General features: G+C 67.7%; 21 protein-coding genes. 17 read left to right on the top strand and 4 right to left on the bottom strand.

Annotation, left to right across the window (positions count from 1 at the left end; all coding sequences use genetic code 11):
• Nucleotides 1-51: 51 nt before the first annotated feature.
• Entirely contained in the window at nt 52-1,305 is a 1,254-nt protein-coding gene (trpB, locus tag NJ1_RS11040; RefSeq protein ID WP_067691376.1) for a tryptophan synthase subunit beta, read from the top strand.
• A complete protein-coding gene (trpA, locus tag NJ1_RS11035) occupies nt 1,302-2,135 on the top strand; it encodes a tryptophan synthase subunit alpha (protein WP_067691373.1) in 834 nt (277 codons plus the stop codon). The genes trpB and trpA overlap by 4 nt, the downstream gene beginning before the upstream one ends.
• Before the next feature lie 71 nt (nt 2,136-2,206).
• Here trpA and NJ1_RS11030 read toward each other — a convergent pair whose 3' ends face one another.
• Entirely contained in the window at nt 2,207-3,184 is a 978-nt protein-coding gene (locus NJ1_RS11030) for a fused (3R)-hydroxyacyl-ACP dehydratase subunits HadA/HadB (protein WP_067691370.1), read from the bottom strand.
• A 219-nt stretch (nt 3,185-3,403) separates the two neighbouring features.
• Between NJ1_RS11030 and NJ1_RS11025 the strand changes: the two genes are divergently transcribed.
• Nucleotides 3,404-3,904 carry an HD domain-containing protein gene (locus NJ1_RS11025; protein ID WP_067691367.1) on the top strand — a complete coding sequence of 167 codons (501 nt, stop codon included), beginning with the start codon at nt 3,404-3,406 and terminating at the stop codon, nt 3,902-3,904.
• Here NJ1_RS11025 and NJ1_RS11020 read toward each other — a convergent pair whose 3' ends face one another.
• Both NJ1_RS11020 and ku read right to left on the bottom strand, forming a co-directional pair.
• Nucleotides 3,905-4,489: a GNAT family N-acetyltransferase gene (locus NJ1_RS11020; protein WP_067691365.1), complete on the bottom strand. Its 585-nt coding sequence runs from the start codon at nt 4,487-4,489 to the stop codon at nt 3,905-3,907. It abuts the gene before it with no gap.
• Between the two features lie 75 nt (nt 4,490-4,564).
• Nucleotides 4,565-5,476: a non-homologous end joining protein Ku gene (ku, locus tag NJ1_RS11015; protein ID WP_067691363.1), complete on the bottom strand. Its 912-nt coding sequence runs from the start codon at nt 5,474-5,476 to the stop codon at nt 4,565-4,567.
• A gap of 573 nt (nt 5,477-6,049) precedes the next feature.
• Here ku and NJ1_RS11010 point away from each other — a divergent pair.
• The gene (locus NJ1_RS11010) at nt 6,050-6,757 is read left to right on the top strand and encodes a TetR/AcrR family transcriptional regulator (RefSeq protein ID WP_067691361.1); all 708 of its coding nucleotides are present in this window, start codon (nt 6,050-6,052) and stop codon (nt 6,755-6,757) included.
• Nucleotides 6,758-6,776: 19 nt separating this feature from the next.
• Nucleotides 6,777-7,916, top strand: a complete 1,140-nt coding sequence (locus NJ1_RS11005) for an FAD-dependent oxidoreductase (RefSeq protein ID WP_067691358.1) — start codon at nt 6,777-6,779, stop codon at nt 7,914-7,916.
• Nucleotides 7,917-7,923: 7 nt separating this feature from the next.
• On the opposite strand, the gene NJ1_RS11000 is transcribed toward NJ1_RS11005, so the two are convergent.
• Nucleotides 7,924-9,408, bottom strand: a complete 1,485-nt coding sequence (locus tag NJ1_RS11000) for a PucR family transcriptional regulator (RefSeq protein WP_245717330.1) — start codon at nt 9,406-9,408, stop codon at nt 7,924-7,926.
• A 439-nt stretch (nt 9,409-9,847) separates the two neighbouring features.
• Between NJ1_RS11000 and uraD the strand changes: the two genes are divergently transcribed.
• The 12 genes from uraD to NJ1_RS10940 all read left to right on the top strand — a co-directional run bounded on the left by uraD (nt 9,848) and on the right by NJ1_RS10940 (nt 21,379).
• Entirely contained in the window at nt 9,848-10,384 is a 537-nt protein-coding gene (gene uraD, locus NJ1_RS10995) for a 2-oxo-4-hydroxy-4-carboxy-5-ureidoimidazoline decarboxylase (RefSeq protein WP_067691352.1), read from the top strand.
• Complete coding sequence (gene uraH / locus NJ1_RS10990) at nt 10,381-10,680, top strand: hydroxyisourate hydrolase (protein WP_067691350.1); 300 nt, start codon at nt 10,381-10,383, stop codon at nt 10,678-10,680. The genes uraD and uraH overlap by 4 nt, the downstream gene beginning before the upstream one ends.
• Nucleotides 10,681-10,683: 3 nt before the next feature.
• Nucleotides 10,684-11,556, top strand: coding sequence for a factor-independent urate hydroxylase (pucL, locus tag NJ1_RS10985; RefSeq protein WP_067691347.1), 873 nt, complete (start codon nt 10,684-10,686; stop codon nt 11,554-11,556).
• A 16-nt stretch (nt 11,557-11,572) separates the two neighbouring features.
• The gene (locus NJ1_RS10980) at nt 11,573-12,442 is read left to right on the top strand and encodes an FAD binding domain-containing protein (RefSeq protein ID WP_067691344.1); all 870 of its coding nucleotides are present in this window, start codon (nt 11,573-11,575) and stop codon (nt 12,440-12,442) included.
• Entirely contained in the window at nt 12,442-12,915 is a 474-nt protein-coding gene (locus NJ1_RS10975) for a (2Fe-2S)-binding protein (RefSeq protein ID WP_067691342.1), read from the top strand. The genes NJ1_RS10980 and NJ1_RS10975 overlap by 1 nt, the downstream gene beginning before the upstream one ends.
• Entirely contained in the window at nt 12,912-14,261 is a 1,350-nt protein-coding gene (locus NJ1_RS10970; protein WP_084477971.1) for an 8-oxoguanine deaminase, read from the top strand. Before NJ1_RS10975 ends, NJ1_RS10970 begins: the two co-directional genes overlap by 4 nt.
• A complete protein-coding gene (locus tag NJ1_RS10965; RefSeq protein ID WP_174557067.1) occupies nt 14,258-16,594 on the top strand; it encodes a xanthine dehydrogenase family protein molybdopterin-binding subunit in 2,337 nt (778 codons plus the stop codon). The genes NJ1_RS10970 and NJ1_RS10965 overlap by 4 nt, the downstream gene beginning before the upstream one ends.
• Before the next feature lie 118 nt (nt 16,595-16,712).
• On the top strand, nt 16,713-18,161 hold the full coding sequence (locus NJ1_RS10960; RefSeq protein ID WP_067691340.1) for an NCS2 family permease: 1,449 nt from the start codon (nt 16,713-16,715) through the stop codon (nt 18,159-18,161).
• Nucleotide 18,162: 1 nt separating this feature from the next.
• Nucleotides 18,163-19,314: an XdhC family protein gene (locus tag NJ1_RS10955; RefSeq protein ID WP_084477970.1), complete on the top strand. Its 1,152-nt coding sequence runs from the start codon at nt 18,163-18,165 to the stop codon at nt 19,312-19,314.
• Between the two features lie 18 nt (nt 19,315-19,332).
• Entirely contained in the window at nt 19,333-19,713 is a 381-nt protein-coding gene (locus tag NJ1_RS10950) for an allophanate hydrolase-related protein (RefSeq protein WP_067691338.1), read from the top strand.
• A complete protein-coding gene (locus NJ1_RS10945) occupies nt 19,710-20,507 on the top strand; it encodes a hydroxypyruvate isomerase family protein (RefSeq protein WP_067691335.1) in 798 nt (265 codons plus the stop codon). Before NJ1_RS10950 ends, NJ1_RS10945 begins: the two co-directional genes overlap by 4 nt.
• On the top strand, nt 20,504-21,379 hold the full coding sequence (locus NJ1_RS10940) for an NAD(P)-dependent oxidoreductase (protein ID WP_084478003.1): 876 nt from the start codon (nt 20,504-20,506) through the stop codon (nt 21,377-21,379). The genes NJ1_RS10945 and NJ1_RS10940 overlap by 4 nt, the downstream gene beginning before the upstream one ends.
• The last annotated feature ends 43 nt before the right edge of the window (nt 21,380-21,422 follow it).

Here is a 21,422-nt window from a genome sequence, read left to right as displayed (position 1 = left end):
CCTGCCGGACGACCGGGGCCTCGCGCCCCGGACCAGGAGCGACCACATCCCATGAACACCCACTTCTTCCTGCCCGCACCCGCGGGCCACACTCCGAGCGCCGACGGCTATTTCGGCGCGTTCGGCGGCAAGTTCATCCCGGAGGCGCTCGTTGCCGCCGTGGACGAGGTCGCCGCGGAATACGAAGCGGCGAAGGCGGATCCGAGTTTCGTCGCCGAACTCGAAGATCTGCTGGTGAACTACGCCGGGCGTCCCACCGCCCTGACCGAGGTGCCCCGGTTCGCCGCGCACGCCGGGGGCGGCCGGATCTTCCTCAAGCGTGAGGATCTCAACCACACCGGCTCCCACAAGATCAGTAATGTGCTGGGCCAGGCGCTGCTCACCAAGCGAATGGGCAAGCCCCGCGTCATCGCCGAGACCGGTGCGGGCTCGCACGGCGTCGCGACCGCGACCGCGTGCGCGCTGTTCGGCCTCGACTGCACCGTCTATATGGGCGAGGTCGACACCGAGCGCCAAGCGCTCAATGTCGCCCGGATGAAAATGCTGGGGGCCGAGGTCATTCCGGTGCTCTCGGGAGCGCGCACCCTCAAGGACGCCATCAACGAGACGTTCCGCGACTGGGTCGCCAACGCCGACAACACCCACTACATCTTCGGCACCGTCGCGGGCCCGCATCCGTTCCCCGCGATGATCCGCGATTTCCAGCGCGTCATCGGGGTGGAGTCTCGGCGTCAGATTCTCGAGCGTGCCGGCCGGCTGCCGGACGCCGCCATCGCGTGCGTCGGTGGCGGGTCGAATGCGATCGGGTTGTTCCACGGCTTCCTGCCCGATCGACAGGTGCGGCTGATCGGCTGCGAGGCGGCCGGGCACGGTGTGGAGACCGGCGAGCACGCGGCCACCTTGACCGCGGGGGAGCCCGGCATCCTGCACGGCTCGCGCTCGTTCGTGCTGCAGGACGAGGAGGGTCAGATCATCGAACCCGTCTCGATATCAGCGGGTCTCGACTATCCGGGCGTAGGTCCCGAGCACGCGCACCTGCACGATATCGGCCGGGCCGAGTACCTCCCGATCACCGATGACGCCGCCATGCGAGCATTTCGGCTGCTGTCCAGAACCGAGGGGATCATTCCCGCGATCGAGAGCGCGCACGCGCTGGCCGGAGCCCTCGACGTCGGCCGCGAACTCGGCGAGGACGCCCTGATCCTGGTCAACCTCTCCGGCCGCGGTGACAAGGACATGGCCACCGCCGCAACCTATTTCGGCGACCCCGCCGCCACGAACACCCAGGAGGTGGGCTCGAGATGAGCGGAAACATCCAACTGCTGACCGACACGCTGGCCGCGGCGAAACAGGAGGACCGCGCCGCCCTGATCGCCTACCTGCCCGCGGGTTTCCCCTCCGTGGACACCGGCATCGCCGCCCTCACCACGGTTCTGAACAGCGGCGCCGACATCGTGGAAATCGGTCTCCCGCACAGTGATCCGGTCATCGACGGCCCCACCATCCATACGGCCGTCGACGCGGCACTACGCGGCGGCGTCCGGATCGAGGACGTGCTGCGCACGGTCCGCGAAGTCGTCGAGGCGACCGGCAAGCCCGCCCTGATCATGAGCTACTGGAATCCCATCTCCCGCTACGGCATCGAACGCTTCGCCACCGAATTGGCCGAGGCGGGCGGCGCGGGCTGCATCCTGCCCGACCTACCGGTCCAGGAGTCCGAGTCCTGGAGGCGGCACGCCACCGCCAACGACCTGGCCACGGTCTTCGTCGTCGCCCCGAGCAGCAAGGACGAGCGCCTCGCCGAAATCACCACCGCCGGCAGCGGTTTCGTCTATGCCGCCTCCATGATGGGCGTAACCGGGAGCCGGGAATCCACCACCGAGGCGGCCCACACCCTGGTCCGGCGAACCAGAGCCACCACCGATCTCCCGATCTGTGTGGGCATAGGCATCTCCACCCCCGCCCGAGCCGCCGAGGTCGCAGCCTTCGCCGACGGCGTCATAGTGGGCACGGCCTTCGTGGAAACCCTCCTCGGCGCTCCCGACGACCCCTCGGCCCTGACCGCCCTGCACACCCTGACCACCGCCCTGGCTCGAGGCATACGCACCCCTCGGGGCATACGTACCCAGCCCTGACCGCCCCGCCCGTACGGGATACCCGGTCGTATCCCGTACGGGCCCTTGTTCATCCACCGCCGGACCCGGCACTAGCCGAGGCGGACCTCGATGGTGGCGAGGCCGAAGATCTTGCGGCCGTCGGACTTGGCGACGATGACGACTACCGCCGTTCGAGTGTCGGGGTCCACGGACTTGACGCGGCCGGTGAATTCGACCGTGCCGACCGAGGACGCCTCGACGATCGTGTAGTTCGACAGGCGGACTCCGTACCTGGTCACCGCGCCCGGGTCGCCGAGCCACTGGGTGACGAACCCGGCGCCGAGGCCCATGGTGAGCATGCCGTGTGCGATCACGTTCGGCAGGCCGGTCAGCGCGGCGATGCCGTCGTGCCAGTGGATCGGGTTCGCATCGCCGGCGACGCCCGCGTAGTTCACCAGGTCACCACGGGTGAGCTGCGCGGTGCGCGGCGGCAGCTCGTCGCCGACCGAGACGTCCTCGAACCGAACCTTGGTCTGCGGCTGACGAGTTCGCGTCACCTCGGACAGCGTGGTGCTGATCTCCGGGAGCGTCTGCGTCGGTGGGGCTGCGGCCGCCCGCGTCCGGCCCGGAATCTCGACGCCGTGCATGATCACGGCTTCCATCGCGTCGGTGACGCCGGCGTCGACGTCCTCGCCGGTGATGCCGAGCACGGTCGTGTGCATGATGTGCACGACCTCGCCGGTCTGATCGGTGAAGGTATTGGTGACGGTCAGCAGATCTCGTCCCGCCACCTGGCGCACCGCGGACAGCTCGACATCACTGACGAGCCGATCGCCGGTGACGACGGGCTTGTACAACTCGAAGACCTGATCGGTCTGCACGTACACGTCGTATCCGGTGATCACGCTCTCGAACAGACGCCGGTTCGCCAGCATCGCCGCGATCGAGATGAAGGTGGTCGGCGCGACCAGCCCCGAGTACCCGAGTTCGTCGACCGCGTCCTCACTCCAGTGCGCGGGATGGAAATCCTGTACCGCCCGTGCGTACTCCCGGATCTTCTCCCGGCCCACCTCGTAATAGTCATCCATGCGATAGCGATGGCCTACCAGTCCGGCTACATCGAATGCTGCTTCCACTACGTGCTCCTAGCGTCGAACCCTCCGCGCATAGTAAACGGTGTTCGCCGAATGGAATCCCGATCGACCGGGCTCACCGTCGAATACCGGGAACGGCGGCACTCGTCGGTGCGAATTCACCGTCGCTGTTCGCGCTGAGAGACCGTCGTGGTGTCTGTACGCTGGGGCGCAATGACTTTGAATGAGATCGAGGTGTCGGCTCGGGCGTTCGCCGAGCGGGCACACGGGGCGCAGCGGTACGGGGATCAGCCCTACGTCACTCATCTGGCCGCCGTGCGCGCGGTGCTCGCGGAGTACGGCATCGGCGGGGACACCGGCGTGGCGGCGTGGCTGCACGACGTCGTCGAGGACACCCCGATCACGATCATGCAGATCGACGAGGCGTTCGGGAAACCGGTCGCGGACCTGGTGTGGGCGGTGACCGGAGTGGGGGAGAGCCGTCGCGAGCGCAATGCCGACGCCCAGGCCAAGATCGTCGCGCATCCGCCGGCCGCGATCCTGAAACTCGCCGACCGGATCGCGAATGTCGAAGCGTCCGCCGCGAACAATCAACGGCTGCTGGCGATGTACCGCTCGGAACACACGGCGTTCCGCGCCAAGCTGGCCGGGCTGACCACCGAGGTGCCCGCCGCCGATCAGATGTGGCAGCGCTTGGACGCGCTGCTCGCCTGACTATTCGGTACCGACTCCGGCCGGACCGCGGGGCGTGCGATTTCGGCCGCCTTCACCCGCAATGCGGCCCTTGCGGATGAGGTCGCGTTTGGTGCCCGGCGGCAGTGCCACCTGATCGTCGTCGGAGGCACCCGACTCGGCCGGGTTCGGCCGCACGAACAGCGTGACCGTGGTCCCCTCGGTGAATCCGTTGCGGCGCATCAGCGCCGCCGAGGCGGTGTTGTGGTTCTCGACATCGGTCACGATCCGGCGCGCCCCGCTGTGGAAGAGCGTGTCGCAACACGCGGTCATCAACCGCCCCGCGATTCCGTGCCCCTGCATATCGGGTGAGACCGCGATCCACTCGACGTACGCCCAGTCCTCGCGCAGCTCGAATTCCATGGAACCCAGGACGAATCCGACGACCCGGTCCGAGTCCACCGCCACCCAGCAGGAGCGGCTGGCACTGTCCAGGTGCTCGGCCACCGAGGTGAGCGACCAGGAGGTGTACGGCTTGGTGGTGGTGTCGAACGCCTCGTATCCCAGATCGAGGACCTGACGCAGGTGGCCCAGGCCCATCGGGACGATCGCTATCGCGGGTTCCATATCCGACAGTTTGCCAGGTGGATGCTGTGAGTCCGGTATGCGAGGGGTCGCGAGGCGTAGTCCGATCCCGTGATATCAGGCGCCCTTGCGGGCCTGCTTCGCCGGAGCCTTCTTCGCTGCCTTCTTGGCGGGTTTCGCGGCGGCCTTGGTCGTCTTCGCGGCCTTGGTCGCCTTCTTGGGCGACGCGGGCGCCGACCCACCGCGCCCCGACGCCTCGAGACTGCGTTGCAATGCGGCGACCAGGTCCACGACCTCCGCGTCCATCTCCGGAGCCGACGCCGCCTCGGGGGCGCGGGTGACCTTGCTGCTGCCGCTGGCGATCGCCTCGTCCAGCATCTTCTTCAACTCGGCCTGGTACTCGTCCACGTACAGCGTCGGATCGAAATCGTCGGACAGCGTGTCGACCAGCGTCTCGGCCATCTTCAATTCCTGCGACTTGGGCTCGGGGACGCCGTCGAGCTTGTCGAACGCCACCGCCCGCACCTCGTCCGGCCACAGCATGGTCTGCAGCACCAGCACCCCCTCGCGCACCCGCAGCGCCGCCAGCCGAGTCTTCTGCCGCAGCGTGAAATGCACGAGCGCGACGCGATCCACCTGCTCGAGCGTCTTGGCAAGCAGCACATACGCCTTGGGCGTGGTCGAATCCGGTTCGAGGTAATAGCTCTTGTCGTACAGAATCGGATCGATCTGCTCGGACGGCACGAATTGCAGCACCGGAATCTCGTGTTTCTCCGCCGCGGGGAGCTTCGAGAAATCCTCGTCGGTCAGAATCACCCGGTCACCGTCGGGGGATTCGTAGGCCTTGTCGATATCCGCGTACTGCACCGGTTGCCCATCGATGGTGCACAGTCGCTCATAGCGAATGCGCCCCCCGTCGGCGGCATGCACCTGATGAAACTTGATGTCGTGGTCCTCCGTGGCCGTATAGACCTTCACGGGGACATTCACCAAGCCGAACGCGATGGAGCCCTTCCAAATCGACCGCATGAAACCTACTGTACGGTCGCTCACCCTTCCTCGCCGAGCGAATCGCCGCTGCTCAGTAGATCGCCGGGCGGTGTTCACTTACAGGACGGCTGCCGGTCGGCAGCCGTGGTGCGGCCGCGCAGGGCCTTGCTCTCATGACCTCCTATACCGATGCGGCCTTTCTCGCCTGACGTCCGATATCGATCCGGCCATCGCCGAGTTCCCGGCCTCGGGCTACAAACAGGTTGTGACCCAACAATTTTCCCTGCGGCCGGTGTGTCGCAGGTTCTTCCGGATCCGGAAATGAGCCACGTTCGGCACGATGAACTGTGAAAGATAATTCGAGCAGGTGTTGCGGAACTCGTTCCCGACGGGATCCGGCGCTCGAACTCAGGGTTCGAATCCTCGGTCTTCCACCTTTCTTTCGCACCCGGAAATTCGCGAGGATGCAGGCGCCCGAGCAGTATCTGTCGCAGCGCATCCGAGTCGAGGGAGGATGTGCAGTTCACCTCACGCACGCACTGTGGTGCGACGCACAACGAACATGTTCGTAGCGTACTTGTTCGTAACGAACATGTTCGTTACCCTCGAAACATGCCCACCGACCACGCGCGCAGTCGCCGCGAACGCCCCGCGAAACCGGCCCTCACCAGGTCGGGCATCATCGCCGCCGCACTCGATGTCATGCGTGCGGATGGCCTCGAGCGTGTCACCATGCGGCGGCTCGCCCAGGAACTCGACACCGGCCCGGCGTCGCTGTACGTCTACGTCCGCAATACCGGCGAACTGCACGCCGCGATCCTGGACGAGTTGCTGCGAGAGGTGGACCTGACGCCGGTCACCGCTGCCGGCGCGTGGCAGGACCGCCTGGTCGCGGTGCTCACCTCGTACACGACGGTGCTGTTCGGCAACCCCGCCCTCGCGCGCTCCGCGCTGACCGCCCGCCCGTCCGGTCCCGGCTACCTGAACCTGGTCGAAGCCGTTCTCGCGCTGCTGCGCGAGGGCGGTGTGCCCGATCGCGAAGCGGCCTGGGCGCTGGACCTGCTCCTGCAATACGCCACCGCGACCGCCGCCGAACAGACCGGCCATGACGCCGACCCCGCCGCGGACGCCGACCATCACGCCCTGGCCGCCGCCCTGCGCGACGCCCCGCCCCGGACCCACCCGCACACGGCCGCCCTGGCCTCGGAGATGATGTCCGGCTCCGGAGAAGCGCGACTGGACTGGGGCTTCCGCCTGATCCTCAACGGCGCACTGCACACCCCGCGACCGGATCCACTGCCCGGTAACCACAGCCACTGATTTCGAGGAGGAAAACACGATGTCCGAACATCATTCGATAGCGATCATCGGCGCGGGCCTCGGCGGCCTGGTTCTGGCCCGAGTCCTGCACGTCCATGGAATCGCCTCTGTCATCTACGAACTCGACGCTTCGTCCACTGCCCGCGATCAAGGCGGCATGCTCGACATGCATGTCGAGTCGGGCCAGGCCGCCCTGCGCGCGGCAGGTCTGTTCGAACGGTTCCAGCAGCTGATCCTCCCCGGCGGCGACGCCATGCGCATCGTCGACAAGACCGGCGTCGTGCGCATGAGCGACGACGGCGGCGATGGTGGCCGCCCCGAGATCGATCGCAACGACCTGCGCCGGCTACTTCTGGAATCCCTGCCCGGGAACACCGTTCGCTGGGGCGCGAAGGCGGTGGACATCCGGCCGACCGGCGGCGGCGGACACCGGGTCACCCTGGCCGACGGCACGAGCTTCACCACCGACCTGCTCATCGGCGCGGACGGTGCCTGGTCCAAGGTCCGGCCACTGCTCTCCGCGGCGATCCCGGCCTACTCCGGCATCTCCTTCATCGAGTGCGACCTGTTCCCGGTGCAGGACCATCACCACGCCACAGCCGAATTGGTCGGCCCCGGAATGATGTTCGCGCTCGGCGACGGCAAAGGCTTTCTCACGCATCGGGAAACCGACGGCAGCCTGCACACCTACGCCGCGCTGGCCATCCCCGTGGACTCCCTGCACGCCATCGACTTCACCGTGCCAGTCACCGCGAAAGCGGCTGTCCTGCAACACTTCCACGACTGGGACGAGCGCCTGCGCGCCTTGGTCGCGGATGCCGACGGCGCGCTGGTTCCCCGCCCGATCCACGCTCTGCCGGTCGGTCACAGCTGGTCCCGCGTACCCGGGGTGACCCTGGTGGGCGACGCGGCGCACGTCATGTCTCCGTTCGCGGGCGAAGGAGCCAACCTCGCCATGCTCGACGGCGCGGAACTGGCGACCGCGCTGGCGAACCACGCCGACCCCGAGGCCGCCCTCGCTCGGTACGAGGCGGGGCTGTTCCCGCGCAGCGCGGGCAAGGCCGCCGAATCAGCGGCGAACCTGGCCGCCTCCTTCGCTCCGGATGCCCTGGAACAGCTCCTCGCTCGGATGTCCGACTACGCGAACCAGGCCGGTTGACCCCTCGCTACCGCAGCGCCAGCGCCAGGAAGAAGTCCACTCGATCCTCGAGCCGGGACAGATCACGCCCGGTCAGCTCCTCGATCCGCTGAACCCGATATCGCAGCGTGTTCACGTGCACATGCAGGATCTCCGCGCACTTGCTCCACGATCCCGACTGTTCGAGAAACGCCTCGAGCGTATGCACCAGATCCGCGCGATTGTCCTTGTCGTAGCTGCTCAGCGGGTCCAGCAGTCGCACCCGGAACATTCGCCGCACCTCGTCGGGCACGCTGGCCAGCAGCAGCATGTGCGTGGCCAGCTCGTCGTGCCGCACCACGCTGGTGGGCTGACGTCGTTCCGCCGCCATCCGCCGCGCGTATCGCGCTTCCTCGACCGCGCCGCGCAGCCCTTCGCCGTCCACCGCGCCGCTGATCCCCACCGACAGCCGCGCGCCCTGCAATCCGGGCTCGAGCGCCTCGATCGCACGATGAATCCGGTCATCGAGGCCGATGTCGTCCCCGAGAGCCACCAGCGCGATGGCCTCGCCGTCGACTACTCCGGCGGCCGGGCTTCTGCCGTAAAGGATTTCGCGCAGCACCGCGCGCAGCTCGCCCGGCCGCACGGTCCCCGAATCGGCGGTGGCGGCCACGGCCAGATACTGATCCGCCAGTCGCAGCCCGGTCAGCTCCAGCCGCGACACGATCTCCGAGGGCTTGGCGTCGGACACGATCAACTCGACGAGCTCCTGCGCCAGCCGCCCCTCCGCGCTCTGGCGATCGTCGTGCCGCGCCCGTTCCAGCGAGACCACCGCGGCCAGCTCACCGGCCAGCGCCCGTCGTTCCTCGGACCATTCGCGATGGCTGCCCTCGAACACCAGGAACCAGTCGGCCACTCGCGAGGTCCCGTCCGCATCCACCGCGAACAGCGAATACGCCGTGCCCTCGTGGGTGATCACGGCGGGCAGGCGTGCCGAGCCGAGGATGGCGGTGCGCACCGAATCAGGCAGTTCCGGCACCGGCCCCGCGACCACGCGGCCGGTGGAGGACACCACCCAGGTGTGCGTACCGAGATTGCGATGGATCAGATCGAGTACCGAATCGAGCCCGCCGCCGGACACCAGTTGCCGATGCCGGTCCAGGATGGCGGTCAGATCCGCCGCCCGGCCCGTGGACAGGTTCCGGTTGACGTGCTCGATCACCGTCGCGAACGCCACCTGCTCGGGCACCCGGAACAGCGGAATCCGGTGCCGCTCACATGCTTTCACGATGTCCTCGGGCGTCTCGCCGTACTTGGCGTCACCGGCCGCGAGCCCCGCGACCCGGGCCTTGGACAGCGCGGCCACGAAGGTGTCGCTGTCGCTGGGTGCGCGCCGCCACTGCATCCCCGTCAGCACCAGCTCACCGCCCGAGAGGTACCGGCTGGGATCGAGCATGTCCGTCGTGACGACCCAGCGCACGAACCGGTCCAACTCGTCCGCGCCGGTGACGAGCTCCAGGCCGATTTCCGTCATGTCCAACAGGGAACGTAGTCGCATGATTGAGCGATCAAATCCTGTCTGATCTGCGCCCGAGACCACTCCATCGGGGGTTCGAGGGGCAACCGCTCGGTCGCCTGAGCCCCACCAACCTACACAATTCCCCCCTGGGCAACGGCTGATCGCGAGTGCGGCCAGCTCGGACCGGCGATGCCGCGCGGACCGCTCCCACCTGGGGTCCCTACCCGATTCTGACGGATTCGGACAGGGGCGGGCCCACTGAACGACCGGGCCGGGCGCTGGTCGGGCGCCGTGCGGGCGGGTCAACGCCCGGTGAAGCGCGGGTTACCGGCTTTGGAGATATCTACGAAACCCCCGCTGTGAAGCAGGCCACATCTTCGGAGGTCTCGTCCCTGCCGTTCGGAGCCGCCCAGCGGTTGACTTGTCATCAGCAAGAGCAACGGATGGAGGTCGGATGTCGAGTCGCCTGGATTGGCTCGGGGCGCTGTCGCTGGAAGAGGCCGAGGCGCAATTGCTGACCTGCTGCGCCTCCCGTCGGTGGGCCCGAAAATTGGTCGCGAACAGGCCCTACCTGAACGAGACGGGTCTCATCGAGGCCGCCGTGTCGGGTGTGCGTGAACTCGATTGGGACGATGTTCAGGAGGCGCTCTCGGCGCACCCCCGCATCGGTGAGCGGGCCGAAGCGGTTCGGGGACACGCGGACTCGTCCGCCGAGGCGCGCCGCGAGGCCCGCTGGTCGCAGGACGAACAGTCCGGCGCGGCCGCGGCCGATGCCGACGTGCTGGCCGAGCTGGCCGCCGGAAACCTGTCCTACGAGCAACATTTCGGCCACGTCTTCCTGATCTGCGCCACCGGACGCAGCGCCGCGGAGATGCTGTCGGAGCTCCGGATCCGGATCAACAACTCGGTCGAGGGCGAACGTGCGGTCGTACGAACGGAACTTGCCGATATCGCCGCACTGCGCATCCGAAAACTGCTGGGGCACACATGAGTCTGTCGACCCACGTGCTGAACGCCGCGACCGGGCGCCCCGCGGCCGGGATGGCGGTTCGCCTCGAGAACGCGGCCGGCGCCGTGCTGGCCCAGGGTGACACCGACGCCGACGGCCGCATCGCAGGCCTGCCGGCCCCGGCCGCGGGGGTGCACCGCCTGGTCTTCGACACCGGCGACATCAGTCCTTTCTACCCCTCGGTGACCATCGAATTCACGGTCGCCGATCCAGCCGAGCACTATCACGTGCCGCTGCTGCTGAGCCCCTATTCCTACTCCACGTATCGAGGTAGCTGAACCATGTCGATCAAGCTCGGTCCGAACCGCTACGGCAAGGCGGAGACTCACGTCGTCCAGGTCACCAAGAGCGGAACCAAGCACCAGATCCGCGACCTGAATGTCAGCGTGGCGCTCTCGGGTGACATGCGCGAGGTGCACCTGACCGGCGACAACGGCGCGGTGCTGCCGACCGACACCCAGAAGAACACGGTGTTCGCCTTCGCCAAGCAGTACGGGATCGCCTCGCCCGAGGAGTTCGGCCTGCGCCTGGCGCGGCATTTCGTGGATTCGCAGCCCACCATCGGCCACGCCCGCATCGAGCTCGAGGAGTACGAGTGGGAGCGCAATGTGGTCGGCCTGAACAGCCATCCGCATTCGTTCGTGCGCTCCGGTCGTGAGACCCGCACCGCCACCGTGCATTACGACGGTTCCACCGCGTGGGTGGTGTCGGGGCTCAAGGAGCTCGTGGTGCTCAACACCACCGGTTCGGAGTTCTTCGGCTACATCAAGGACCGCTACACCACGCTGCGCGAGACCCATGATCGCGTGCTCGCCACCGAGGTGAACGCGCAGTGGCGGCATTCGGGCGACGCCGAGGAGTGGGACAAGTCCTACGAGATCGTCAAGCGCGCCATGCTGCAGGCGTTCGCGGACACCCACAGCCTCTCGCTGCAGCAGACGCTGTACGCGATGGGCGAGCGCGTGCTCGAAACCTGCTCGGGCATCGCCGAAGTCAAGCTGACGCTGCCGAACAAGCACCACTTCGAGGTGGATCTCTCACCGTTCGGACTGGTCAACGACAACGAGGTGTTCTACGCCGCGGACCGCCCCTACGGGCTGATCGAAGGCACGGTGGTGCGCGAGGTCCCCGCCGCCGGCCCGGCGTGGGACTGATTTCGGGAGCGATGCGATGGATTTCCTACATCCTGAGAACTGGGCGGACGCGCTGGCACTGCGCGCCGAACGCCCCGACGCCAAGCCGATTCAAGGCGGCACGGACGTCATGGTCGAGCTGAACTTCGACCGCGGCCGCCCGGCGGCTCTGCTGGATCTCAATCCGTGCCGGGAACTCTTCGAGATCGAAGAGGCCGACGGCCGGATCAGGATCGGCGCGGGCGTGCCGTACGTGCGGATCATCCGCAAGCTCGGCAACCGGCTCCCCGCCCTGGCCCAGGCCTCGCGCACCGTGGGGTCGCCACAGATCCGCAATCGCGGCACGGTCGGCGGCAACCTCGGTGGCGCCTCGCCCGCCGGTGACGCGCATCCCGCGCTGCTCGCGGCGAACGCGGTCGTCGAGGTCGAATCCGCCGCGCGTGGCAGCCGCATGATCCCGATCGACGACTTCTACGTCTGGGTCAAGAAGAACGCGCTGGAAGCGGACGAACTGATTCGCGCCGTCTGGCTCGAACCCGCGCCGGGGCCGCAGTACTTCTCGAAGGTCGGCACCCGCAACGCCATGGTGATCGCGGTCTGCTCGTTCGCGGTCGCGCTGGATCCGGTCACCCGCACCGCGGGCACCGGTATCGGCTCGGCCGGGCCGACCCCGCTGCGAGCCCGCGAGGCCCAGGATTTGCTGGCCGAACATCTGCCCTGGGACAACCCGGTTCCACTGGGCGAGAAGCTGCTTCGCGATTTCGGCGCACTCGTCGCCGAGGCCGCCAAACCCATCGACGATGTGCGTGGCACCGCGGACTACCGCAAGCACGCCCTGTCCGTCATGGCCCGCCGCACGCTGGGCTGGGCCTGGAACGACTTCACCGCAGAGAGGAGGGCGGCCTGATGCGCGTCGAATGCACCATCAACGGTTCCCCCGAGACCGTCGACGATGTCTGGGAGGGAGAGAGCCTGCTCTACTTCCTGCGCGAGCGAGTCGGGCTGCCCGGCTCCAAGAATGCCTGCGAACAAGGCGAATGTGGTTCCTGCACCGTGTATCTGGACGGTTCGCCGGTGTGCGCGTGCCTGGTCGCGGCAGGTCAGGTGCAGGGGCGTTCGGTCCGCACCGTGGAGGGTTTGGCCGCCGGTGATCGCCTCGATCCCGTGCAGCAGGCTTTCGTCGAGGCCGGTGCGGTCCAATGTGGTTTCTGCACAACGGGTCTCATCGTCCAGGCGCACGATCTGATCGAGCGCGTGCCCGACCCGTCCGACGTGGAGATCCGCGAGGCGCTGTCCGGAAACCTGTGCCGCTGCACCGGCTACGAAAAGATTCTGGATGCCGTGCGTCTGGCGGCCGAGCGGAAGGTCAGCGCGCAGTGACCAAGATCGTTATCGAGAACGCGTACATCGCACCGGTCGTGGGCGAGGAGATCCCGTCGGGGTATCTGATCATCGACAACGGCCGTATCGAAGCTCTCGGCGCCGGACCGGCGCCGACGGTGGTGGGCGCCGAGCGCATCTCCGGGACCGGCTGCCTGGTGACCCCGGGCCTGGTCAACACCCACCACCACCTCTACCAGTGGGCCACCCAGGGCCTCTATCAGGATTCGACGCTGTTCGAATGGCTCACGGGTCTGTACCGAACCTGGGCCGCGATGGACGCCGACGTCGTCTACGGCGCGGCCACCGCGGGCCTGGGCTGGCTGGCCCTGACCGGCTGCACCACCTCCAGCGATCACCACTACGTGTTCCCCAAGGGCCGCGGTGACCTGTTCGAGGCGGAGGTGCGCGCCGCCCAGGAGATCGGCCTGCGCTTCCATCCGTGCCGGGGTTCCATGGATCGCGGCCAGTCCCAGGGCGGTCTGCCGCCGGACGAGGTGGTCGAGGATCGCGACGAGATCCTCTCCAGCACAGCGGAAATCATCGATCGCTACCACGACGCCTCGTTCGACTCCATGCTGCGCGTCGCCGTGGCGCCCTGCTCGCCGTTCTCGGTCAGCGAAGGGCTCATGCTCGACGCCGCGACCCTGGCCCGCACCAAGGGCGTGCGCCTGCACACCCATCTCGCCGAGACCCTCGACGAGGAGGTGCACTGCCGCGAGCAGTTGGGCCTGAGCCCGGTGGAGTACATGGAGAAGCTCGGCTGGCTCGGCGACGACGTCTGGTTCGCCCACGCGGTGCACCTGCACGACGCGGACATCACCCGATTCGCCGAGACCGGCACCGGCTCGGCGCACTGCCCGAGCTCCAACGCCCGCTTGGGTGCCGGAATCGCCCGTGTCTCGGAGCTTCTCGCGGCCGGCGCACCCGTCGGACTCGGCGTGGACGGCGCGGCCTCGAGCGAACTCACCTCCATGGCCGGCGAGATGCGCCAGGCCATGCTGTTCCAGCGCGCCGTGCACGGCCCGACCGCGCTCACCGCACGCCAGGCCCTGGAAATGGGCACTCTCGGCGGTGCTCGAAACCTGGGCCGCCACAACGAGATCGGCAGTCTGGAGCCCGGCAAGCTGGCCGACATCGCCATCTGGCGCGTCGACGGCTTCCGCGCCGCTGTCCAGGATCCGGTGTGCGCCCTGGTATTCGGCCCCACCCCACCGCTGGCCCGTCTGCTCGTGGGCGGCCGCACCGTGGTCGCGAACGACGAACTGCGCACCCTGCCGCACGACATGGTCGGTCAGGCCGGCGTGCTGGCCCGTAAGCGCCTGCTACGTCAGGAGTCCCGATGACCGCCACCCGCTTTGTCCGCTTCCCGCACGAGGTCGCCGCGCCCGGTCGCGGCGGCATCGGTGAGAGCCCGCTGCGCCCGGACGGCACGCTGAAGGTGAAGGGCGAGTTCGCCTACGCCTCGGACCTGTGGATCGACGGCATGCTGTGGGGCGCGACCCTGCGTAGCCCGCATCCGCGCGCGATCATCCGCAGCATCGATATCGGCCCCGCGCTGGCCATGAACGGCGTGCACGCGGTCCTCACCCACGAGGACGTGCCGGGCCGCAAGATGTACGGCCTGGACCACACCTGGGATCAGCCGGTGCTGGCCATCGGCGAGGTGCGCCACCACGGTGAGCCGATTGCCCTGGTCGCCGCGGATCACCCCGAGATCGCCCGTCGCGCCATCATGGCGATCGAGATCGACTGGGAGGTACTCGAACCCATCACCGACCCGATGGCCGTGATCTCCGCGCCCAAGAAGCTCGCGGTCCAGGAGCGCGGCGGCATCGCCCGCCATCAGCCCGTGCGCGTCGGGGACATCACCGTCGGTCGCGCGCTGGCCTCGGTGGTGGTCACCCAGGAGTACGAGGTCGGCATTCAGGACCAGGCGTTCCTGGGCCCCGAATCCGGCATGGTGATTCCGGCCGAGGACGGTGGCCTGGACTTCTACGTCGCCACCCAGTGGATGCACAACGATCTGTCCCAGATCGGCCCGTGCCTGGGCCTGGCGGACGAGCAGATCCGCATGACCATGGCCGGAGTCGGCGGCGCGTTCGGTGGCCGTGAAGACCTGTCCATGCAGATCCACGCCGGCATGCTGGCCATGCGGACCGGCAAGCCGATCAAGATGATGTACAACCGCGAGGAGTCGTTCTTCGGGCACGTGCATCGGCATCCCGCCAAGATGCTCTACGAGTTCGGGGCGACCGCTGCCGGAAAGCTCACCTACGCAAAGGTTCTCATCGTCCTGGACGGTGGCGCGTACACCTCGGCGACGCTGAACGTCACCGGCAACGCCTCCTCGCTCGCGGTGGGACCGTACGAGATCCCGCACATCGAGATCGATGCGTACGGTGTCTACACCAACAACCCGCCGTGTGGCGCGATGCGCGGATTCGGCGCGGTGCAGGCATGTTTCGCGCACGAGTCGATGATGGACAAGCTCGCCGAGGAGCTGGGGATGGACCCGGTGCTCGTGCGGCAGCTCAATGTCGTGTCCCAGGGCTCGAAACTCGCCACCGGACAGGTGGTTCACGCACCGACCCCGCTGAAAGAGATGCTCGATCAACTGCGCGAGATCCCGCTGCCCGAGGCGGTGGACACCACCGATATCCGCAATCTGCCCGGCGGCGCCTCCCAGACCACCCACGGCGAGGGCGTGGTGCGCGGCATCGGTTACGGCATCGGCATCAAGAACATCTGCTTCTCCGAGGGTTTCGACGACCTCTCCACCGCCCGGGTGCGCCTCGAGGTGATCGGCGGCGAGCCGACCGCGCTGGTGCACACCGCCGCGGCGGAGGTGGGCCAGGGTCTGGTCACCGTCGAGGCCCAGATCGCCCGCACCGAACTCGGCATCGACCGCGTGGTCATCCATCCCGCGGACAACGGTGTCGGTGACTCCGGCAGCTCGTCGGCCTCGCGCCAGACGTACATGACCGGTGGCGCGGTGAAGGCGGCCTGCGAAGCGGTCCGGCAGCGAGTACTCGCCTTGGCGCAGGCCAAGTTCGGCGCACACCGCGGCCTGCAACTGGTCGGCGGGAAGGTCTTCTCCTCCTCGACCGGGGAGGTACTGGCCGCCATCGCCGACGTACTCGGTGACGAGGTCGTCGAGGAGACCCGCGAATACCATCACAAACCCACCACCGGCATGGATCCGGTGACCGGCCAGGGCAACAGCCACACCCAGCTCGCGGTCTGCGTGCACCGGGCCGTGGTGGACGTCGACACCGAACTCGGTTTGGTGAAAGTCGTTGCACTGGACGCTGTTCAAGACGTCGGCAAGATCATGAACCGCCTCTCCCTCGAGGGCCAGATCCACGGCGGTTCGGTACAGGGACTCGGTCTGGCAGTCATGGAGGAAATCCAGGTTCTCGACGGCAAGGTGCGTAATCCGTCCTTCACGGACTACCTGATCCCCACGATTCTCGACACGCCTCCGCAGAAGCTGGAGATCCTCGAGAATCCCGATCCGCACGCCCCCTACGGGCTGCGCGGCGCGGGCGAACCGCCCACGCTCTCATCGACTCCCGCCGTCGTCGCGGCCATCCGCGACGCGTGCGCACAACGAGGCGGCACCGGATACATCAACCGGGTGCCGGTACGACCGGAAGACATCATCCGGAGCAGTTGATCAACAGGGGCAGACCGCACACATCCGAGCGGTAGGGACCCCACAGCAGCGACCGAATCCGCGGTCCGGGCCACGTCTGCCCGGTCCGTTGGTCGGCTACGCCCCGAGGAGGGCAGCCATGACCCAGATCCAAGACCCCGCCACCACGGCAACGACCACTCTCGGTCCGAAACCGTCGGCACTCGATCGATTCTTCAAGATCAGCGAACGCAGCTCCACCGTGAGCCGCGAAATCCGAGGCGGCATCACCACTTTCGTGGCGATGGCCTATGTGATCCTGCTGGTTCCGCTGATTCTGGGCGGAGTCACCGATATCGACGGCAATCACCTGAGCATCGCTCAGCTGACCACCGCCACGGCCTTCTCGGCCGGATTGTCCACCGTCCTGATGGGATTGGTCGGCAATGTACCGCTCGCTCTGGCTGCCGGGCTGGGCGTGGTACCGGTGGTCGCGTTCCAAGCCGCACCGCACATGACCTGGCCCCAGACCATGGGCCTGGTGGTGCTGATGGGCGTGATCATCGTGATCATGGCCGCCACCGGCTTGCGGACGATGATCATCAACGCCATCCCGGTGGCGCTCAAACACGCCATCGGCGTCGGGATCGGCATGTTCATCGCCATGATCGGCCTGGTGTCCTCGGGCGTCGTGGGCCACGGCTCACCCGGCGGTCCGCCGGTCACCCTCGGCGTCGACGGTCACCTACAGGGCTGGCCCGTGGTGGTTTTCGCCGTCGGCCTGCTGCTCATGCTGGCGCTGTACGTCCGCAAGGTGCCCGGCGCGATCCTGATCAGCATCGCGATCGCCACCCTGCTCGGCATCGTGATCAACGCGATGGCGACGATCGATCCCAAGTCCTGGGGCACGGTCGTACCCGAGGCGCCCGACTCACTGTTCGCCTCACCGGATTTCGGCCTCATGTTCGATGTCGATCTGCTCGGCGGCTTCGCCCGGGCCGGCGGCCTGGCCGCGGGCGTGGTGCTCTTCACGCTGGTGCTGACCGGCTTCTTCGACGCCATGGGAACGGTGTTCGGCGTTTGTGACGAGGCGAAACTGCTCGACGAGAAGGGCACCATGCCCGGCATCGGGAAGATCCTGACCGTCGACGGCGTCGCCCAGATCATCGGCGGAGCCAGCGGCGGTGCGGGCAGCACGGTCTACGTGGAATCGGCGACGGGCGTCGGTGAGGGCGCTCGTACCGGACTCACCAGTGTGGTCACCGGCGGATTGTTCTGCCTCGCGGTGTTCTTCACCCCGCTGGCCGCGGTGGTGCCGATCCAGGCCGCGGCCCCCGCGCTGGTCCTGGTCGGGGCGTTGATGATGACCCAGGCCCGCAAGATCGACTGGAACGATCTCGAGATCGCGGTGCCGGCGTTCATCACCATCGTGCTGATGCCGTTCACCTACTCGATCACCAACGGTGTCGGCGCGGGCCTGATCGCCTACGTGGTGATCAAGGCCGCTCGCGGCAAGTTCCGTGAAATCCATTGGCTGGTGGCCGTGGTGAGCGTCGTGTTCGCCGCCTACTTCGGTATCAACGCCATCGAATCGGTCCTGGGAGGCTGATATGCGCGACATCGCGGCACAACTCTTGCAATGGCATGCGGCGCAACAGGATTACGCCATTGCCTCGATCATCGGGATCGGCGGCAGCGCGCCCCGCCCGGTGGGCGCCGCCCTCGCCGTGAACACGGACGGCGTGGTCGTCGGAAGCATTTCCGGCGGTTGCGTGGAGGGCGCGGTCTACGAGTTGTGCCGCGAGTCGTTGCACACCGGACTGCCCGTGCGGGAGTCCTTCGGCTACAGCGACTCCGACGCCTTCGCGGTCGGACTGACCTGTGGCGGAACCATCGAGATCTTCGTCCAGCCGGTCACCGCCGCGAACCGCGCCGCCTTCGAGGCCGTGCTGCGCACCGACGAGCCGGTGACCCTGGTCCGCGACCTGAGCACCGGTGCGGCCACCGCACTCGGCGCCTGGTGGACCGTCGGCGCGGACCCGCACCCGACGGTGGCCGCCGAGGCTCGCGCCATGCTCGAGGTCGGCGCGACCGGCGTGCGGACCATCGGCTGCGACGCCGACGAGACCACGGTCTTCGTGGAGTCCTACGTGCCGCCGCCCCGCATGATCGTCTTCGGCGCAATCGATTTCGCCGCCGCGGTCGCCCGGATCGGCAAGTTCCTGGGCTACCGCGTGACGGTCTGCGACGCCCGCCCCGTCTTCGCCACCCCCGCCCGCTTCCCCGAGGCCGACGAGGTCGTGGTCGAGTGGCCGGACCGCTATCTCGCACGCACCGGTGTCGATGCCCGGACCGTGCTCTGCGTGCTGACCCACGACGCGAAATTCGATGTGCCACTGCTGGAAGTGGCCCTGCGACTTCCCGTGGCCTTTGTGGGGGCCATGGGTTCCCGGCGCACCCACGACGACCGGCTCGCCCGGTTGCGGGAGGCCGGACTGACCGACTCCGAACTGGCGCGGCTGCGTTCGCCCATCGGACTCGACCTGGGTGGACGAACGCCCGAGGAAACGGCGCTGTCCATCGGCGCGGAAATCGTCGCGGTCCGCCGCGGCGGCTCCGGCCTTCCTCTGGGCGCGAGCGGCGGCCCCATCCACCGCGACACCGTCCCGCTGCCCGACCATTCGATCCCGGACGGGCTCGAACTCGCCACGCTGAATTCCTTCACGCTGAATCCATTCACGTCGAATTCCTTCACGCGATAACCGAAAACGGATTCTCACATGCCCTTGATCTTTCTGAACGGCGGCGCCATGCGCGGTGGGCCGCTGAATCATCTGCTGGCCGGCTCGCCTTTCGCGGGCGAGGCGAAAACCTCTCCGCACTACCGTTTCTACTCTGTCGGCGACCGATTCCCGGGCCTGCACCCGGTCCCGGACGGCGGCGTCCCCATCACCGGCGAACTGTTCGACGTCTCGATGGACGTGCTGCGCACCAGCCTGCTGCCCGCCGAGCCGCCCGAACTGGAGCTCGGCGTCATCGAACTCGACGATCAGCGCTCGGTCCTTTCCATGGTGCTGCGCCGCCCGCCCGTCTCCTATCCGCAACTCATCGACATCACCGAATTCGGTAGCTGGTCGACCTATCGCGAAGGAACCCGATGAAGTACACCGCCGGGGGAGCGCCCCGGAAATTCGACGTCAACTGCTCCATTCTCTTCACCGATCTGCCGCTCACGCAGCGGCCCGCGGCGGCCAAGGCAGCCGGGTTCGACGCCGTGGAGTTCTGGTGGCCGTTCGGCGAGGACCCGATTCCCGCCGACCGCGATATCGACGCCTTCATCCGGTCGATCCACGATGCCGGGGTGCAGTTGGTCGGGCTGAACTTCATCGATCTGATTCCCGCCGGGCGAGGTCTCGTGTCGGTCCCCGGTGAGCAGAACCGCTTCCGCGACAATATCGACGTCGTCGTCGGCATCGCCGAACGCACCGGCTGCCGCGCGCTGAATGCCCTGTACGGCAACCGGATTCCCGGCGAGGATCCCGAGAAGCAGGACGAGCTCGCGCTCGAGAACCTCCGCCTCGCCGCGGCCGCCGCCCAGCGCATCGACGCCACGGTCCTGCTCGAGGCCCTCAACGCCCATGAGTCGCAGGACTATCCGATCGTCTCCGCAGCCCACGCGGTGCGCGTCATCGAGCAGGTCGGCGAACCGAACGTGCGCTTCCTGTGCGACCTGTACCACCTGGCCCGGATGGGCGAGAACCTGCCCGCGGTCATCGACACCTGGGCTCGCTACATCGGGCACGTGCAGATCGCCGACTCACCGGGACGCGGCCGTCCCGGTACCGGCGCGCTGGACTTCGAGGTCCTGTTCGCGGCCCTCGACAAGACCGGCTACGACGGCTGGATCGGCCTGGAATACAAAGACCCCGAACTGAACTGGGAGTGGATCAAGTGAGCACCATCGCATTCATCGGCCTCGGCATCATGGGCGGCCCCATGGCGGGTCACCTGGTCGCGGCGGGCCACGAGGTCACCGGCTACGACCTGTCCCCGGCCGGGCTGGACAAGCTGGCGGCCGCCGGCGGCGCCGTGGCGGGCAGCGTCGCGGAAGCGGTGCGCGACAAGGACATCGTGATCACGATGCTGCCGCAGGACGAGCACGTCGAGCAGGTGTTCACGGAGGTCCTCGAGCACGCCGCCACCGGCACCCTCTACATCGACTTCTCGACAATCACCCCGCGCACCTCGGAGTGGACCGCCACCGAAGGCGTGAAGAAGGGTCTGCGCGTCCTGGACGCTCCCGTCAGCGGCGGCGAGCCCGGCGCGGTCAACGGCACGCTCTCGATCATGATCGGTGGTGAGCAGGCCGACTTCGAGTCTGCCCGAGCCGTTTTCGAGGCGGTGGGCAAGACCTTCGCCCTGGTCGGACCCAACGGCGCGGGCCAGGTCGTCAAGGCCGCCAATCAGCTCGTTGTCGGCGGCACCTACGCTCTGGTCGCCGAAGCCATCCTCTTGATGGAGGGCCTCGGCGCGGACGCGGAGAAGGGCCTCGACGTGCTGGCCGGTGGCCTGGCGGGCAGCAGGATCCTCGAACTCAAGCGAAAGTCCATGCTGGAGCGCAGTTTCCAGCCCGGCTTCCGGATCGATCTGCACCACAAGGACATGGGCATCATCCAGCAGGCCGCACGCCAGGCCGAGGTGCCGATCCCGATGGGCGCGCTCACCGCTCAGCTGATCGCCGCCGCCCGCGCCATGGGCCACGGCTCACTCGATCACTCGGCACTGCTGCTGGTCGCGGAGTCGCTCGCCGGGAAGAAGTCGGCATGACGGTGACTTCTCACGCACCCGACACCTTTCGCCCGGACAACCA

Origin of the sequence: Nocardia jejuensis NBRC 103114 (genome assembly GCF_001613145.1) — a bacterium.
In the GTDB taxonomy this organism is placed as follows: Bacteria; Actinomycetota; Actinomycetes; order Mycobacteriales; family Mycobacteriaceae; genus Nocardia; species Nocardia jejuensis.
The sequence above is the reverse complement of the archived record's forward strand: the minus strand, read 5'-3'. Positions and strand labels throughout refer to the sequence as shown.